A 19,093-nucleotide genomic window follows, 5' to 3' on the forward strand; every position below is an offset into this window, starting at 1 on the left:
TAAGATTATTTCATGTTCGGATAGTTTTTTGCCTTATGTTTCAGATAAAACGAAAAAAAGTGGAGGAATATTTGTTTTCTATTTGTGTTTTTGTCTATCTTTGCGTCAAATTTAATTCCGTTACCTAAGAAGTAACACACATAGTTTAATTCTGATTATTAACACTTTACAGTTTTTACACTGCCTACACAACAGTTTCTAACGTAAGATAAATTCCCTTTATTTACCTCCGTACGTTCTGTAAGTCCAAAGCCTTTCAAGTAGATTTGTGTCGTTTTTATAGATTTGTGCCCCAATGATTCACTAATCATTTCAATGGAGACTCCCCGGTACTTCGCGGTCGTTGCCCAGGAATGGCGAAGCGTGTAAGAAGTGACGGGAGATTGCAAATGCAAGGCTCTTGCCAAGTCCTTCAGGCTATTATTAAATCGGCGGAGAGCGGACTGATATTCCCGATAACCTCTTTCATCCGTCCGCTTCTTATCCCCACGAAGAATGTCAAACAGATAATCCGGACAATCGGGGTGAGAATTCTCCTTGCTGCGGAGCTGGTTTATCATGTCTTTTGCTGTATTCAGCACTTCCACGCTCATCGGGGTTTTGGTCTTAATGCGATTATACCGCAACACATTCTGATTGAGTGCAGATTTCTCCAGGTGGGCTAAATCCGCGAATGACATTCCACAAAACTGGAACATCAGGGCGGCAATAGCCTGTGTACGGCGTAAGCGTTCCGATTGGGGATCTTCATACAGAAGCTTATGCAATTCTGCAGCAGGCAAAGCCTTTTTCTGGCGGACGTCCACACCTGTATAGACATCATGAAAAAGTCGCGGAACATAAGGCGCACTACCCGCTTCCACTCCCCGGTTGTAAATACTACGAAGCATACGCATATACGTAGAAATCGTGTTGGGCTTCAAGCCATACTCATAAAGATACTGACCGTAACGTCGTAAACGTTCACGGGTGACCTGTCTGAACGACACATTGGACGTGCCGCAGAATTTGCTGAAAGAGAAGAGGGCATTCTTGTAGACATGCGCCGTAGAATGCCGTCCCTCCTTCCGCAAACGACCGATGTAGAATTCACCACACCGGCTAAATCCATTTCTGTTCATCATTTGCATCACTAGTTATTTTATATATTATACCATTTGGCAGGCGACAAAAAAACAAATCTTTTGGCAGACTTGGCGCACACTAACCAAATGCGCTATTATTTTTTAGTTTTATTAACCTCTTAAAAAATTAGCAAATCATGGCTAACAAAAAGACAACTCACGGAGAATCTAAAACACAAGCAAAGAACAACGTTCAAAACCCCAAAAAGAATGAGAGGGAACATCAGAGAGGGGAAATCATCAGTAGAGATGAACTGGAAAAAAGGGGCGGGCTCACCGGAGATGCAACCGCTTTTCTCACGGTATACCTGCAGAAGTTTGAAGAAGGGGAAGCTCATATCCACTACTCCAGGAAGCTCAAGGATCTGGCGGAGCATATCCATGAGAAAGAAATTTTATACATACCCAAACACGGTGGGTATAAACTTATGGAAGTCAGCAGTATAGAGACTGAATTATGCGTCATCAGAAGAGCCAGAAGAGAGCGGTTGGAAGAGGAAGAAAGACAGGCCAAAGAAAGGACCATAAACAAGTATTGACAAAAATAATTGTGCGGATGAAATGCAAGCTATACTTTTGACGCCGTTTTCAACCGGCTAAAAACAGAGAATCAGTTCCCGGAAAAATAGTGACGCTATCCTGTCGGGATGGCGTCACTATACTGACAACATAGCGTCACTATCTTTAAGGGATTATTCTCACTTCACTAAACATGTATTTTTAATTTTAATTATTTTTTCAATGAAAATAAAATTCAACAGAAACAAGACCGTTTCTTGCAAGTTAGTATGGAAAAGACGTATCGTATCCGAAAAAGGATTTTCAGAAAAACGTGCGGAAAGAATAGCACAAAGGTGCATAGACTTGATAGAACGTATGCAGTATGGAAATGCCATGATCGCTTTTTATAAACAGGATGGTACCTTCTGCATGGAAAAAGGCACATTGGTAGGATATGAAAAATTCTTTCATCGGGAGTATAAAAGCACGGCAAGACAAGAATCAGTTGTCTACTGGAGTACGGAACAGCATGCATGGAGAAGATTTATGATCGGGAACCTGCTCGAATGGAAAGCGATTGTGTAACGTTAATAAAAGAATTTGAACGATGAGTATGATTAATAAAGGGATACCCTATTTCCCTATATCTGCAAACTTTTTCGAAGAAGAAGTCATGGAATTAGTAGAAGCCAAATTTGGAATATTAGCTTCTTATATCGTCTTGAGATTACTGTGTAAAATCTACAAGGAAGGATACTATATTTCTTGGGGAAAAGAACAGAATCTGATTTTTGCACGCAAAATAGGAGAAGGCATTAAGGAGGATATGATAGAAAAGATTGTGGAGTTACTGCTGGAAAAGGAATTTTTCCATAAAGAGACGTACGACCAATACGGAGTGTTGACTTCGGAACAGATTCAGAAAGTTTGGATGGAAGCTACGGTACGGAGAAAAATTGATTACTCCCAGTTACCTTATTTATTAGCACCCAAAGAAAAAAATGGTAGACAAAAAGGCGGGTTGAACAAAGAAAATGTAGACATTTTGCAGACTCAAGTGAAGGTGAGTCCGGAAAATGATGACATTTTTCGACAAACTAAACTAAACCAAACTAAACTATATTCTGAAGAAGAAGATAAACACGATGCTTCGTTTGAAATTCCGGGGTACGCATACAATCAGGCTACTCATAATATCAACGGGCTGATTGAAAGTCTGGACCGCTACAAAGTGACTAGTCCGGAGGAGAAGCAGACGATTCTACGGCTCTCGGATTACGGCAGAAAGGGCACGCAGGTATGGAGACTGTTTTCCAGTACCAGCTGGAGCAAGATCGGCGCGCCGGGGAAGTATATCATTGCCGCGCTGACGAACAAGCGATGAAGAAACAGGCCGATTAGAGTATGCCCGAAACGGGAAGAATAAAAGAAATATCCGGATGCTCACAAAAGGACATCCGGATATCACTCTCTTTCTACCTTCTGACTAATTACCTCTCTGAATAGTTTGCCAGATTGTAACATACCGGCTTCGTGCTATTACCTACACGGTAGATACCGAACTTAAAGTAATAACCATCATCGTCGTTACGTCCAATCATGATTTTTTCATTGTCTACAATGTGTTTACTAACCTTTTTCCCCTTTTCCTGATAGTCCATCTGCACATCGAGCATACCCGGTTTTACAATCGTTTCCGCCTCTTTGCCATAGACTGTCCAGTCGATATGAATGCGGAATGTAATCCAGCAGTCTTTCGGAAAATCGGCATAAGGCATTTTGTAAGCAATGGTCGATGCTTTATAGTCTGATGTTACAGGTTTCATGATCGGTGTTTTTTCGGGATTTGCGTTGCAACGGTCGTCTTTATCAGTCAGCCACTTACGGTCGGAATTTGCTTTGATATAGAACCATCCACCGGAGAACCCGAACGCCAATGGAGGATAGCCTCCTTGTTCCACGAGCCATCCGTTGGCCTTTCCGGCCTGATATACAGGATTTCCTTGTTTGTCCTTCACCGGATTACCTTGTTTATCCAGCTTGGCTACTTTCTCGTGCCCTTCATTCTTTTTAAAGATTGTAGTCTTTTCCAGTTCAACGAACTCGTCAATCGTCAGTTTCTTCACTTCGCCCTGTGGAGTTTGTACCAATGTACGATCCGGCATCCCATGCCATTGGGCAAAAATTGTCGAGACATCGCTACCCAATGAAGAAGGAATATATACGGAAAACTCATAGTCGCGGGAAGCTCCTTGCGGACAAATACCTTTCCCATGATGATATACAGTTTTGGTAATCTGCGCTTTCTGATAAACATCGGCAGGCAGGCCTTTGAAATCATCGGAAGTTGCATAACAATAAGAAAATTCCGCACGTCCTTTTGTCTCCCCTTTGGCATATCCTGACAGGGTGTTATCATCTTCCTTCAATTCAAAACGATAGGAAGGCTTACCGTTGAACATACGTGTGAAGTCGCGTTGAATTGCATGAGGCTTTTTAGTCCCTACTGCTACCCAACAATCGTCTATAATTTGATTGACGCGTGCCGAATCCGCCTGCACGTTTACCCGTTCCGTAAGCGGAACCAACGTTTGTGTATCTTGGGTTTGAGCGGTCAGTGCCGTACATCCTACTGCTACCACACAGATAGCAAAAATGTTTTTCTTCATTCTATTTGGTATTAAGTTCGTTGACGGTGCAAAAATACGAAAGGCAACCTCATCGGCTGCCTTTCTTTTGTCTCAAATGTTTTCACATTTGTGTAATTTTACTGTCAACACCCGCCTACAAACTTAATTGGGGGCTTCATCGTCATAATCTTCTTCAAGTATATCTACTTTCTGTATACTCATTTTTCCATCGGCAGTGATCGTTATAGAAAGCGGCATATACAAATCTGTCTGCGGATAACAAACACTTGCGGCATAGACAATCCCCTGCGGAGTAGTCTTGTCATATACAATACCTTCCAATATAGACTTAGATAGGAAGTTCGCATCGACTACCGATGAAAAATCATTCTTGGTAAAGGTCTTGTTCAACACGGTTTCATTACCACGCGTCAGGTGCAACACTATTTTATTGTCGACATAGGTATCTCCCAGCTCGTTTGTCACATGGGGCAGATTTTCATCCGGAGTACGCGAAACGAGGGAATGATAATCTTTCCCCTTAAATTTAAAGTCGGTTTCGCTCTTAGACGTCTGCATACGCTGCAATCCGTGAGCATCCACACTGTCTATCATCGCCAATGTCGACGTATTATCTGAAGATCCTTTTTTACCGCCACATGCACTCACAGCCACTGCCAACGGCAATAAAAGCCAATAAATTAGTTTTCTCATACGTAAGTTTTCTGTTTATAAATAGATAGCAAAGGAACAAAAAGAGCGGGATATTTACAAGTGTAACCGACATTTTTCCTACATTTGCAGGAAAGAAGGAATACTTTTACAACAATTACAGATTTAAAAACCTGCAAACCTAACACCATGCGCGAACGAATTACAACAATTCTTTTTCTCATCCTTGCCTACTGTAGCAGTGGCAATGTGTATGGGCAAAAAGTAAATTACCAGCAATTCGACAACATCTATCTCGGGGCCGAAGCTTCGGTGATTAGTTGCTTCCTGCAAGATAGCGAGGGACTGATATGGGTGGGTTCCAACAAGGGGTTATTCAGTTATGACGGTTATTCCACACAACAGCATTTCACGTATGGAGAACGTACTAACACACGTATCTACTGCGGTATTATAGCAGATAACACTTATTTATATCTGGGAACAGATAACGGGATTCTTGTTTATAACTATCGAACAGACAAATATGAGCAACCGGATACTGATTTTCCAACGGATGTCCGTACCATGGTACTCCAGGGAGATACATTGTGGATAGGTTCGTTGAACGGATTATATACTTATCAGTTAAAAAGCCGTCAACTGAATCATTTCGACAGCAAACAGACCGGATTGCCTCATAACACCATCTATTCCATCATTCATACAAAAGATAATCAAATTTATATAGGTACTTACAACGGATTATGCCGCTATGTGCAGGCAAGTGGAAAATTTGAAAACATCCTTTTGCCCGTTAACCGGGGAGGCAGCAATTTGTTTGTCAATTCTCTGTTGGAAGACACCACCCGACAATGTATCTGGATCGGGATGGAAGGTTATCTCTTCCAATACAATCCCACTATAGGAGAGATGAAGGCGATAGAGGTATTTCATAACAACTCCATCAAATCACTGGCACTGGACGGAGATGAAAATTTGCTGGCAGGTACAGACAACGGGCTTTATGTGTACCAGAATGACAAAGAACCTTTGCAGCATATCATTCACGATTCACGCAATATCCAGTCACTAACCAACAATATTATCTGGAACATATTCTCGGATCAGGAACATAATATCTGGCTGGGAACAGATTATGGCATTTCCCTATCACGCTATAACAGTGCGCTGCAATTTGTACCGATTTCTCAAATCACAGGCACAGGAGACGGAAATCAGTTCTATTCCCTGTTCCGGGATTCCAAAGGATTCTATTGGTTCGGAGGTACAAACGGAGTGATCCGGTTCACCCATCCTGCAGGCAATAAACACGATGCTATCTGGTATAGAATGGGGGATAAAAACCATCCGTTATCCCACAACCGGATACGACACATCTACGAGGATAGAGAACAGCAGTTATGGATAGCCACAGACGGAAGTATCAACCGCTATGACTATAATACCCATCAATTTGTACACTACAACATCGTAGACAGTACAGGAACTTATAATACCAACTGGGCTTATTACCTGTTTGAAGATACTGACGGGAAGCTTTGGATCGCCACCTGTCTCGGAGGTATCTTTGTTGTGGACAAACATAAACTGATACAATCTGCCGGAAGATCGTATGTGGCCGATCAAAATTATTCCATTCATAATGGGCTGTCGGGGATGTTCATTAATCAGATTGTCCCTGATGCGGAAGGTAATGTATGGGTATTGTTATACAACAGCAAAGGAATAGACAAAATCAATGCCCGTACGCGGCAAGTGACAAAGCTGTTTGCCGATGAATTAAGTGGCGAGAAGAGCCCGAACTACCTTTTACGGGATGAAGACGGCATGCTTTGGGTAGGATTTCACGGAGGGGTGATGCGTATCAATCCCAAAGACTCGAGTCAGCAAAGTATCTCTTTCGGCAATTTCAGCAATAACGAGATTCTGTCTATGACCTCTGTAAAAGAACACATCTGGGTTTCCACCACTAACGGACTTTGGATCATCGACCGGAGAACAATGGATGCCCGCCAGCAAAGCCTGACGGATAAACGTTTCACCAGTCTAATGTTTGATCCGGAAGATGGAAATATCTATCTGGGAGGTGCAGACGGGTTCGGCATATCCCGTCCCGAAATACAAGCCATGAGTCAGCCGGAACACTCCATTTTACTGACTGCCTTATATATCAACAATCAACTGATGTCTCCGCATACTGGAGAGAATATTCCCAACATCCGTTATACCGATGCTATCGAACTAAAATACGACCAGAACAACCTGGCTTTCGAACTTTCAGACCTCCCCTACTCGCTGGAAGAAAAACATGAATTCGTCTACCGGCTGGAAGGTATGGACAAAGAATGGAATTTCCTGCAATCCAACACGAATCGCATTACGTACAGTAATCTGGGTTATGGGGATTATCAGCTGGTAATCAGCAAAGTAGAAAAGAGCGGTTCTCCTTCCGAGCATCCATATATCCTGAATATTAAAATTCTCCCTCCATGGTATTACACACTTTGGGCAAAGATAATCTACATTCTTTTATTCTTGAGCCTCATTGCCTGGGTTATCAACTTTTTCCGTGTCAAGAACCGTCTAAAAATGGAACGGATGGAAAAAGAGAAGATTCTGGAACAATCACGCCAGAAAATGGCTTTCTTTACCAATTTGTCTAATGAATTAAAGACACCGCTTAGCCGGATTATCGCTCCTGTCAGTCAATTGCTCCCCGTTGCAGAAGAAGTGCATGAGAAACAGACACTGGAGGAGGTACAGCGTAATGCAATGAAAATAAACTCATTGATTCATCAGGTATTAAACTTCAACCGGATAGAGGATAATAAAGATTCGCTGCTGATTTTGTCGCGCATCGAACTTGTGTCATTCAGCCGTAGCCTGTTTTCTGTCTATGAGGAAAACAAACAGATCACATTCCATTTCGAGACGAATAAAGCCAAGATTTATGCTGATATGGATGCCATCAAACTTGGAGTGATTTTAGATAATCTGCTTTCAAATGCCGTCAAATTCACCCCGGATGGCGGAAGCGTCCGTCTGTCTCTTTTCTATCGTGAAGAAACGGGATTGTTGGATATCTGTGTTTCAGATACAGGAAGCGGAATCCCGCAACAAGATATTCCATATATCTTCCAGCGCTTTTTCCAGTCTCCACATTCCGGCAATAAGGAAGGTACAGGTATCGGACTTTATCTGGTCAAGACTTATACGGAACTTCATGGCGGTCACATCAACGGAGTCACCTCGAACGAAGGAAAAGGAACTTCCATTGGCCTGAATATCCCTGTCATCGCCGTAGAGAAAGAAGAGATTCCGGCGACACAGGTGAAAAAGCAGTTGGAATCGTTGCCTGTTCTTAAACCAATCGAAGCAGAATCTCAAGATGAGAAATTTCTGTCGAACATTATCCGCCTGATTGAGGACCATCTTTCTGAATCGGAATTGAATGTAAATGCACTTTGTGAATTATCCGGTATCAGCAATAAGCAGATTTACCGGAAAATCAAACAGCTGACCGGAATGTCTCCAGTGGAATACATCAAATCGATCCGGATGAAAAAGGCGGCCATGTTGTTGCAACAAAAGAAATTTACCATTGCCGAAGTGATGTACATGGTAGGCTTTTCCAATCACTCTTACTTCTCCAAATGTTTTCAGGCAGAATTCGGAAAAACGCCACGCCAGTACCTTAATGAAGACCTGTAGAGGCATTTTGGGGCATTTCGTCCTATTTTTATCCTTATATGTCCAATCTGTGCTTTTATTGAAATGACCAATAAATTACTTTTGTTGCTGTCAATAAACCGATAAATTTGATAGCATGAAAAGACTGTTGATCCTTACCTTTATTTGTTTGATATCTGCCTTTGTCAAAGTGCAAGGCAAATCATCCTCTACACCTATTATATATATAGATGGAAATGGGGTGATGCGTTGGAGTGACACCCGCCGGGAGGCTTCCTTTTTCGGTGTTAATTATACGCTGCCTTTCGCCCATGCTTACCGTGCCATTGGATATTTGGAACTGGACCGCAAAGCTGCTATAGACAAAGATGTATATCATATCTCCCGTCTGGGACTGAATGCTTACCGTATTCATTTATGGGATGTGGAACTGACAGACGGACAGGGAAATCTCCTCGAAAACGAGCATCTCGACTTGATGGACTACCTGATTGCCAAACTCAAAGAACGCAATATTCATATTGTGATTACCGCGCAGACCAACTTCGGGAACGGATATCCCGAACGAAACATACAGACGGGCGGCTTCTCCTATAAATATGATAAATGCGATATGCACTCCCACCCGGAAGCTATCGCTGCACAAGAAACCTATCTTCATGGTTTGGTGAAGCACGTCAATCCATATACGGGGTTAGCTTATAAAGACGATCCCTCCATTGTTGGGTTCGAAATCAATAATGAACCTTGTCATTCCGGTACGAAGAAAGAGGTAAAAGCCTATATCAACCGGATGCTGAAAGCGATCAATAAAACAGGAAACCGCAAACCTGTATTCTATAATGTAAGCCACAACGGATATGTAGTAGAGGCTTATTACGAAACTGCCATTCAGGGAACTACTTATCAATGGTATCCCATCGGACTGGTATCTGGACAGACACAGCAGGGAAATTTCCTTCCCTATATAGACCGCTATGATATTCCCTTTTCCGATAAAGTGAAAGGATTCGATAAGAAAACACGGATGGTATATGAGTTCGATCCGGCAGATATCATGTATTCTTATATGTATCCGGCCATGGTACGCACTTTCCGTACAGCAGGTTTTCAATGGATTACCCAGTTTGCGTATGATCCGATGGATATCGCTTATGCCAATACGGAATATCAGACTCATTTCTTGAATCTTGCCTATACGCCTCATAAAGCCATCAGTATGAAGATAGCTGCCGAAGCTGCACGCAGTCTGAAAAGAGGTGAATCATACGGCAGTTATCCACAGGACACTTTATTTGGTGACGGTTTTCGTGTCAGTTATACAGAGGACTTGAGCGAATTAAATAATGGAAAGAAATTCTATTATTCCAATCATACCAACACCCAGCCCAAAGATGCGTCACAACTTGTTTCCATTGCCGGTTGTGGCAGTTCTCCGATCATTCATTATGAGGGAACAGGTGCTTATTTCATGGATTGCCTCGAACCGGGAGTCTGGAGACTGGAAGTGATGCCGGACGCGGTAGTAGTGAACGATCCGTTTGCCAAACCGTCACTCGATAAAGAAGTGGTTACCATCGCTTATGGTGCTTGGGACATGGCTTTGCAAATACCTGATTTAGGGATGGAATTTACCTTTACGGCCCTCAATCAAGGAAATCAGCAGAAAGGAGATGTGACAGACGGGATTATCCGCGGACTTCGTCCGGGTACCTATCTGCTGAAACATAAAAACTGTACGCCCAAACAGAACTGGCAGGCAGACTCTCAATGGAATTCCATCCGCATCGGAGAGTATGTGGCTCCTGCTCCACGTGTGACGGATTATAAAGTCGTTCATACTCCATCGGCAACCACTGAAGCAAATAAGGATTTGACGATTAGTGCACAGGTGGTAGGAACCGAATTCCCGGATTCTGTGATTATCTACACCGATAAGATATCTTTTTGGAATGAGCATAATCCATATATCAAGATGAAACGTACAGGCGGATATACCTATCAAGCAACGATACCCGCTACAAAAATAAAGGATGATTGTTTCAGGTATAACATCATCGTATGCCGGGGCAACAGCACTCGCACTTATCCCACAGGAAATTCCGGTTACAGGAATTCATCATCGGGAATAAAGGGAAATCCACTGGACTGGAATTATACTTCCGGAGCCTATTGGACTACTCGTGTTATTGCCCCAGATAGTGCGATACCACTATTGACTATTACGGACGCAGATAGCCGGATAGAAGCATACACGCTTCCCGAATGGAATGATCTCCAACGTACTTTGGTTGATTCTTCTCCGGTGGAAAAACCTTTGCTCCGGTTCCGGTTTACTCCTAAAGGAGAAAATCCGCACTATTTCCTCCGCACGTTCGTAAAGAACCTGATTGAAGAAAGAAAAGAAAGAGTAAAGGATTGTAGCGTTCTCTGTATCCGGGTAAATCGCACGAAAGCACTTCCGGAAGGACTCAGTGCCGGTTTCGTAACGTCAGACGGATATACTTATAAAAGCCCTTGTCCTGCTCCATCATCGGAGGGAATCATACGGATACCGTTGAAAGATTTACGCCAGACAGACACGGCACTGCTGCCGATAGCTTATCCGACCTTCTTGAAACAGTATTTCCATCCGGAAACGGAAATCGCATTTTTACCGGAAAGGATTGAAAAGCTGGAGCTATCAATGTCAGGAAACAAGAAAGGTTTAGTTGAGATTGAACTAGGAAATATCTGGCTGGAATAATCGTTCTTAAAGTTCCCCGTTGTCGAAGCCTTTGTTCCTCGGTGAGGAAAGGGTCGTTCATCGGTGAGGAACAAGGTCTTCCTCGGTGAGGAACAAATCTTTCGTCTGAACCACGTCTGAAGCCTTCTGAAAAAGGGTAGCAAACGGAAGAGACAGAAAGGGAAAAGCCGCTGATTTTTAAATAAAAAGTAAAAATAAATCTATTATCAATAACACAGTAATTATGAACAGGAATATCTTAAATCTACGCCATCTGACTGTACTACTTATGTTGTGTACAGCCTTTTTAGGAGGCATCATTCCTGCCTTCGCCCAACAAGGAGGCAAGAAAATCACCGGACAAGTGATTGACGAGAACAAGGAACCGATGATCGGAGTAAGTATCCTCATTGTCGGTACTTCTACCGGAACAGTGACCGATTTCGACGGTAATTATACACTCAATGTGCCACAGGGCAGCAAAGAGTTGCAATTCTCTTATGTAGGATATGAAACAAAGGTAGTACCTGTTCCTGCCAACAGTACTACTTTGAATATCCAGTTGAAAAGTGATTCACAGGTATTGAGCGACGTTGTAGTAATCGGCTATGGTACGCAGCGTAAAAGCGACCTGACAGGTTCGGTAACTAACGTCAGCAGCAAGGACTTCAACATGGGATTGGTCAGCTCTCCCGAGCAACTGATTAATGGTAAGATTTCCGGTGTGCAAATCATGTCCAACAGTGGTTCTCCCACTGCGGGAAGTACGATCCGTGTGCGTGGTGGTGCTTCACTGAACGCTAGTAATGACCCTTTGATCGTACTGGACGGCGTTCCTTTGGAACAGGGAGGCATCAGCGGTAATGACGGGAATTTCCTTAGCCTCATCAACCCGAACGATATTGAAAGTATGACCATTCTGAAAGATGCTTCTTCGACTGCCATTTATGGTTCGCGCGCATCCAACGGGGTTATTCTGATTACTACCAAGAAAGGAAGTTCGGATAAACTGAAGATTACATTCAGTACGACCAACTCTGTACAAACCCGTACCAAATTGGCAGATATGTTGAGTTACGATGAATTTGTCAATACCATCCAAAGCAAAGGAACCGATGCACAACGGGCGTTACTCGGCACGACACATACGGACTGGAACGATGAGATTTATCAAAATGCCTTCGGTACGGATAATAATCTAAGTGTTGCTGGAAAGATTACCAAAAACTTACCTTTCCGTGCATCTATCGGTTACTACAACCAGAGTGGTTTATTACGTACTGACAACGCGGAGCGTTACACCGGAAGCATTACATTGAATCCGTCTTTCTTTAAAGACCACTTAAAACTGAATATCAATGCTAAAGGTTCTATCAATAAGAACACATTTGCCAATACAAGTGCCATTTGGGCTGCTTCGACCATGAATCCTACCATTCCAGTATATTCGGGTCTAGACACATTCGGCGGATATACGGAAGCAATTGACAACACCGGTGCTCCTGTGAACGGAGCAGTCATGAATCCGGTGGGACTTCTCAATATGAATGACTCACAAAGTACAGTAAAACGTTTTATCGGAAACATTGATGCAGACTATCGTCTTCACTTCTTCCCCGATTTGAAGTTGCATGCTACGTTAGGTTATGACTATGCACAAGGTAAAGGAAGTGTATATGTTCCGGCAGAAGCTGCACAGAATTACACCACTTCCGGTTTGGATTACAGCTATGGCCCACAGAAAAAAGAAAACCGTCTGTTGACTCTGTATGCCAACTACAACAAATTGGTGGAATCCATTAAGAGTAGTTTTGATGTAACAGCCGGTTACGATTATCAGTACTGGAAATCCACGACTCCGCTTTATAGCGAAATGAACACGTTGGGAGAAATACAGAAAACATCGAAAGCCTCTGACGAACGCCATGTATTACTCTCTTATTATGGCCGTTTGAACTACTCGTTCAACTCCCGCTATATGCTGACTACTACTGTACGTCGCGATGCCACTTCGCGCTTCGCTAAAAATGTACGTTGGGGTACGTTCCCGTCAGTAGCATTAGGATGGAGAGTGACAGAAGAATCATTCCTGAAAGACAATAAAGTTATCAGTACGCTGAAAGTGCGTGCCAGTTATGGTGTCACCGGGCAGCAAGACGGTATAGGCAATTACAACTACCTCCCTATCTATACGATCAGCCAAAGTGGTGCCGGTTCCCTTATCGGAGATACCCCGACTCCTACTTACCGCCCCAAAGCGTATGTACCCAACCTGAAATGGGAAACAACCACTTCATGGAATATGGGTTTTGATTTCGGTTTCCTCAAAGACCGTATCACCGGTAGTTTCGACTACTACACCCGTCAGACCAAAGACCTGATTGCCACCGTACCTGCTGCTGCCGGTACTACATTCGATCGTAACATCACGACCAATGTCGGAAATGTGGACAGTCAGGGTGTGGAATTCAGTCTGAACGCAACGCCCATACAGACCAAGGACTGGAACTGGGACTTGAGTTTCAACATGACATGGCAGAAGATGAAAGTGAAAAACTTATCACTGACAGCCGGTACGCCTGCCACCAACACTTCTGTAGGTCCGTATATCGACAGTTATCAGGTACAGACATTGAGCGAGGGATATGCTCCTTATATGTTCTACGTTTACCATCAGCTGTATGATGAAAAAACCGGCAAACCGATAGAAGGAGCTTACGTAGACCTTGACGGGGACGGACAAATCAACTCGAACGACTTGTACCGCTACCACTCTCCGGCTCCCGACTATATCCTCGGTTTCAGTACCTCATTGCGTTACAAGAAGTGGACATTGAGCACCAGCCTGCGTGCCAATATCGGAAACTATGTCTATAATGCGATGGCTATGAACAGCGGTGCCTGGGAAACTGTCAGCTATAACTCTTATCAGCTAAACAACCTGTCATCAACCTATCTGAAAACAGGATTCCAGACACGTCAATATCTCTCTGACTACTATGTAGAGAATGCTTCTTTCCTGAAAATGGATAATCTCTCATTGGGTTACAACTTCGGCACTATTTATAAAGGATGCAGTCTGAATGTGAGTGCCATGGTGCAAAATGTATTCTGTATCACCAAATACAGCGGCGTTGACCCGGAAATTCCCGACGGTGTGGATAATTCGTTTTATCCACGCCCACGTACTTTCTCTCTCAACATAGGTATTAACTTCTAATTACTAAAAGCATCGATTATGAAAAAGATATTTTATACAGCCCTTTATTTTTGCAGCGCACTCCTGATGAGTTCCTGCATAGGCGACTTGGACCAATATCCACACGAAGAAGAAACATCTTCTACCATATATACCAGTGCTGCAAACTATAAAGCCGTTCTGGGAAAAATCTATGCAGCCATGGTGACCACCGGACAGGAAAAGAATGGTGACAACGATTTGAGTAGTAACAGCGGACAGGATTATATGCGCTGTTTCTTCAACTTGCAGGAATGTGGAACGGATGAAGTGGCTTCTACCTGGCTGTCCGGTGACAACGTAACGGGACTGACGTATTTGAGTTGGGACGCTAATGATCCTTGGGTATCGGATATGTATTACCGTATCTATTACAACATTGCTTTATGTAATGAGTTTCTCCGCAATGCCACCGATGAAAAGATAGCACAGTTCACGGACCAGGAGCAGACTGAAATTCGTATTTATCGTGCCGAAGCCCGTTTCATGCGTGCTTTATTCTACTATCACGCACTCGATCTGTTCCGCAATATCCCGTTTGTGACGGAAAATGACCCGCTAGTCGGATATCTGCCTCCCCGCTATACAGCCCAACAGATTTTCGATTATATTGAAAGTGAACTGAATGCCATTAAAGATGAAATGCTAAATAAAGCGAACTGTCCTTACGGACGCGCTTCCCAAGGAGCTGCATATACATTACTTGCCAAATTATATCTGAATGCGGAAGTTTATACCCAGACTTCCAAATACAACGAATGTATCAAAGCCTGTAAAAAGGTTATCGAACAGGGTTATCAACTGGAAAGCGATTATTACAAGCTGTTTAATGCCGACAATGACAAACGTACGAACGAAATAATCTTCACCCTCCCGGTAGACGCAACCAATCTCGTGTCATGGGGATCATCCACTTACATTGTTTGTGGCGCAGTGAGCAACACGTCCGAAAAACAGATACCGGAAGATTACGGTGTAAAATCAGGATGGGGTATGTTCCGTGTACGCGGAGAAATTCCTCAACTTTTCTCCGGTAACGAAGAAGCCGACCAGCGATATATGTTCTTTACCGACGGACAAACCCGGGACCTGGAAAAGATAGATGACCAAAGCAATGGCTATTTCGTAGAAAAATGGACTAACCTGACTGATGCCGGACAGACTGCTTCCAACACCGCAGACGGTGGTGTAAATACAGATTATCCCCTATTCCGTCTGGCCGATGTATATTTAATGATGGCAGAAGCTGTGGTACGTGGAGGAACGGAAGCGACTCTGGCAAATGTACTGCCTTATATCAATGAGCTACAGGAACGTGCTTTCGGCGACAACACTCATAACAAAAGCGAGTCTGAAATCAACGAACTGTTTATCATCAACGAACGTGCCCGTGAACTGTATTGGGAGGGGTATCGCCGTACGGACTTGATCCGCTTCAATCAATTTACAACCAACAGCTATGTATGGCAATGGAAAGGTGGCGTAAAAGACGGTAAGGCAGTAGAGAGCAAATACAATATCTATCCGATACCTGCTACCGAACTGACGGCCAATCCAAACTTATACAATGAAAACTATTAATCATATTAATACGGAACAACGATATGAAAAAACTAAATAATCTATTCACTTTACTTTCCGCTCTCCTATTACTAGGTGCTTGCGAGAAAGATGGGGATACCTATTTTCTCTCCAGCCCGGAAGAGAACGAATTGATAGCTTCTGCCAATTCTGTCGTACTGACAAAGGAGACAGCCAAGTTTTATGCTTTGTCGCTTGCCTGGACTGACCAGACGCTGCAAGTGAGCGATCCAAGATACCAGCCTACCACCGGTGTACAAACTTCCGTACAGGTTTCACGCACGGAAGATTTCTCCGGGCAGATTCTGGAAACGACCGAAAGTGGAGTATCAAAGACGTACTCTGTCTCCGCTTTAAATATCGTCGCTTATCAGTTGAAAGCTACTCCCGAAGAAGAAGCGCCGCTCTATTTCCGGCTTGCCGGAAGAAACGGAAGTAACATCGCTCCTGTATACAGTAATGTGGTAAAAGTCATGGTTACTCCTTATGAAATTGATATGCGATTTGCCAATATTATCAATAAGGGAGACGGCAAGGATTCAGGAAAAGATCTGTATGCAGCCAATGCGGATGGCAACTATATCGGCTTTATGGGAGCCACTTCTTGGGAAGGTTTCTATCTACAGGAAGCCGATGGTACTGTTTGGCACACAGCCAAATCGGGCAGTACGGCTACTCCGTTCTTCCTGACAACTGACGCTGCTGAAGGAACGTGGGATTTGTGGTTCCCCGGTCAATCGGGCTGTTACTATACGAATGTCAATACCACCAAAAAACTATGGACTGCCTTATGGATGCCAACACTCAATGTAAGTGGCATCGACGGAGGTATCACGATGGAATACAAACGTGACAAGAATCAATGGCAGGGCATATTTACTGCTACAGGAGCCGGCACTATCAATATTCAGATGAATGGAACAGGTAAACTATATGATAACACCAGCGTCAGCGGAGCTGATAACAGCATTGATGATACGAAAGCCAAAGATACTCCTTTCGCCTTTAGTGGTTCTGCTAATGAATTGACATTCAATACCGGGACGAATGTTTCTGCCGGAAATATTACAGTAAACGTACCGGCAGCCGGAGAATGTACATTGATTATTGACCTGAACGACCCGCAAGCATGGAAAGTGGAAGTGACGGAAGGAGGAAGTATAGAACCGACTTATCCCTCTTATCTGGAAATGCAAGGGGCCGACTCATGGTGGGGAAAGTTATACCGCAAACTTGAACCCGGTAAAACTGCAGGAACTTATCGCACTGTATTCCAAACCGTCAGCGATGAAAACTTCCAGATAGTAGACCCATCAACAGACACATGGTATGGCTCTGATCCCAACAATCTTTATAGCCTTGCTCTTACAACAGGGGAGCATTACAACATCTGGTTCGATGGTTCCGGCAAGAAAAGTTATACAATCGAAGTAGATTACGTCAACTTGACTTGGAAGCCTACTGAAATCAAACAAATCAATGTATATGGAACTTTCAATGGCTGGTCAACGGCTAAAGACCTGATGATATATGATGAGGAAACCGGAATATGGAGCGCAGAATGCGATATCACCACTATCGGTGACGGATTCTACTTCCTCATGAATACGGATCCCGATCAGATTAGCTGGGACTGGAGATTGTACTATACTTCTGAAAGTGGGCTCTATCTAAGTGATCAGAATGGTGATAACATTAAACCCACTAAGGAGGGTAAATATCGCATTACGCTGGATCTCAACAAGATGGAGTTTACAATGACTGAAATCACTGAATAACATTCTAAGTTCAACAACATGATTATTAATTTCAACAGAATCACTATGATACGAAAATATATAATGATAGCTTCCGCACTACTTTGCGGAAGCATCTTCACCGCTTGTGATGATGATAATGATACTCCGACTTTTCCGGAAAAGACGGAAACCACTTATGATATGTCCGGCTTCGCCCGGGGAGCTGATGTCAGTTGGCTGTCGGAAATGGAAAGTTCCGGATATAAATTCTATACCTCCGATGGAAAAGAACAGGAATGTATGTCTCTGCTTCGCGACCTGGGTATAAATGCAATTCGTCTACGTGTATGGGTGAACCCGGAAAATGACACGGAAGATGTAAAAGGCTGGTGCAATAAGGGTGACGTATTGCTCAAAGCATGGAGAGCGCATAATTTGGGCTATCGCCTGATGATCGACTTCCATTACAGTGACAGATGGGCCGATCCTGTTCAGCAAGCCAAACCCAAAGCCTGGGAAAACTATACGGTAGAAGAACTGGAGCAGGCGATTGCCGACCATACCAAAGATGTACTCGGTGCAATCAAAGAGATGGGCATTGATGTGGAATGGGTGCAAGTAGGCAATGAAACTCATCAGGGAATGCTATTCCCCACTGGACAAACAACGAGTAGTGACGGTATTAAAAACTTTGCGAAATTCATTAACTCCGGCTACAATGCTGTTAAAGAGATTTATCCGAATGCGAAAGTGATTGTACACCTCGACCAGGGAAATGATGCCAATCTATACAACCGGATTTTCGGTTATTTGCATGACAACAATGCCAAATGGGACGTCATCGGTATGTCTCTTTATCCGGATATGTACCCGACAGAGGGAGCAGCCGATGATTGGGAAGATATGAACAACAAATGTATTGCCAATATGAAAAGTCTGATTGCCAAATACAACACTCCGGTGATGATGTGCGAAATTGGTATTCCCTGGGACTATTCCGAAGCTGAAGACTTTTTCACAGACTTTATGACGAAAGCCAAACAAGTGGAACAATGTCTTGGTGTATTCTCCTGGGAACCGCAGAGTTATGGTGGTTGGAAGAACTATGGAAAGGGCATGTTTGACGATAGTGGTAAACCCACCAGCGCATTTAATGCTTTCAAGAGATAAGATTATTGAATCCTTTTTTA

At 43.4% G+C, this 19,093-nt stretch carries 12 protein-coding genes; 9 read left to right on the forward strand and 3 right to left on the reverse strand.

Annotated features, from left to right (window positions below; all coding sequences use genetic code 11):
• Window positions 1-158 precede the first annotated feature (158 nt).
• Entirely contained in the window at window positions 159-1,124 is a 966-nt protein-coding gene (locus KSX81_RS00210) for a tyrosine-type DNA invertase cluster 3b (protein WP_004319832.1), read from the reverse strand.
• Between the two features lie 137 nt (window positions 1,125-1,261).
• On the opposite strand from KSX81_RS00210, the gene KSX81_RS00215 reads away from it, so the two are divergent.
• The 3 genes from KSX81_RS00215 to KSX81_RS00225 all read left to right on the forward strand — a co-directional run bounded on the left by KSX81_RS00215 (window position 1,262) and on the right by KSX81_RS00225 (window position 3,009).
• Complete coding sequence (locus KSX81_RS00215) at window positions 1,262-1,663, forward strand: DUF4119 family protein (protein WP_004302215.1); 402 nt, start codon at window positions 1,262-1,264, stop codon at window positions 1,661-1,663.
• Between the two features lie 202 nt (window positions 1,664-1,865).
• A complete protein-coding gene (locus KSX81_RS00220) occupies window positions 1,866-2,210 on the forward strand; it encodes an SH3 beta-barrel fold-containing protein (protein ID WP_118419100.1) in 345 nt (114 codons plus the stop codon).
• Between the two features lie 22 nt (window positions 2,211-2,232).
• The gene (locus KSX81_RS00225; RefSeq protein WP_004302212.1) at window positions 2,233-3,009 is read left to right on the forward strand and encodes a DUF4373 domain-containing protein; all 777 of its coding nucleotides are present in this window, start codon (window positions 2,233-2,235) and stop codon (window positions 3,007-3,009) included.
• Window positions 3,010-3,115: 106 nt separating this feature from the next.
• Here the strand turns inward: KSX81_RS00225 and KSX81_RS00230 are convergent, their stop codons facing one another.
• Both KSX81_RS00230 and KSX81_RS00235 read right to left on the reverse strand, forming a co-directional pair.
• Window positions 3,116-4,294, reverse strand: coding sequence for a heparin lyase I family protein (locus tag KSX81_RS00230; protein WP_217725656.1), 1,179 nt, complete (start codon window positions 4,292-4,294; stop codon window positions 3,116-3,118).
• A gap of 123 nt (window positions 4,295-4,417) precedes the next feature.
• Window positions 4,418-4,969: a DUF4738 domain-containing protein gene (locus KSX81_RS00235; protein WP_004312456.1), complete on the reverse strand. Its 552-nt coding sequence runs from the start codon at window positions 4,967-4,969 to the stop codon at window positions 4,418-4,420.
• 147 nt (window positions 4,970-5,116) lie between these two features.
• Between KSX81_RS00235 and KSX81_RS00240 the strand changes: the two genes are divergently transcribed.
• From KSX81_RS00240 to KSX81_RS00265, 6 genes are all read left to right on the forward strand, one after another.
• Window positions 5,117-8,641, forward strand: coding sequence for a two-component regulator propeller domain-containing protein (locus tag KSX81_RS00240; protein ID WP_004302208.1), 3,525 nt, complete (start codon window positions 5,117-5,119; stop codon window positions 8,639-8,641).
• A 115-nt stretch (window positions 8,642-8,756) separates the two neighbouring features.
• Complete coding sequence (locus KSX81_RS00245) at window positions 8,757-11,366, forward strand: cellulase family glycosylhydrolase (protein ID WP_195646857.1); 2,610 nt, start codon at window positions 8,757-8,759, stop codon at window positions 11,364-11,366.
• 223 nt (window positions 11,367-11,589) lie between these two features.
• Window positions 11,590-14,565 (forward strand): SusC/RagA family TonB-linked outer membrane protein, encoded by a 2,976-nt coding sequence (locus KSX81_RS00250; RefSeq protein ID WP_004302205.1) that lies wholly within the window; start codon window positions 11,590-11,592, stop codon window positions 14,563-14,565.
• Window positions 14,566-14,583: 18 nt separating this feature from the next.
• Window positions 14,584-16,164: a RagB/SusD family nutrient uptake outer membrane protein gene (locus KSX81_RS00255; protein ID WP_004302204.1), complete on the forward strand. Its 1,581-nt coding sequence runs from the start codon at window positions 14,584-14,586 to the stop codon at window positions 16,162-16,164.
• 23 nt (window positions 16,165-16,187) lie between these two features.
• Window positions 16,188-17,942 carry a DUF5114 domain-containing protein gene (locus tag KSX81_RS00260; protein WP_004305744.1) on the forward strand — a complete coding sequence of 585 codons (1,755 nt, stop codon included), beginning with the start codon at window positions 16,188-16,190 and terminating at the stop codon, window positions 17,940-17,942.
• A 45-nt stretch (window positions 17,943-17,987) separates the two neighbouring features.
• The gene (locus tag KSX81_RS00265) at window positions 17,988-19,073 is read left to right on the forward strand and encodes an arabinogalactan endo-beta-1,4-galactanase (protein WP_004312461.1); all 1,086 of its coding nucleotides are present in this window, start codon (window positions 17,988-17,990) and stop codon (window positions 19,071-19,073) included.
• Window positions 19,074-19,093: the final 20 nt, after the last annotated feature.

The sequence above is a fragment of the Bacteroides sp. MSK.18.37 genome, assembly GCF_019129155.2.
Lineage (GTDB): Bacteria > Bacteroidota > Bacteroidia > Bacteroidales > Bacteroidaceae > Bacteroides > Bacteroides ovatus.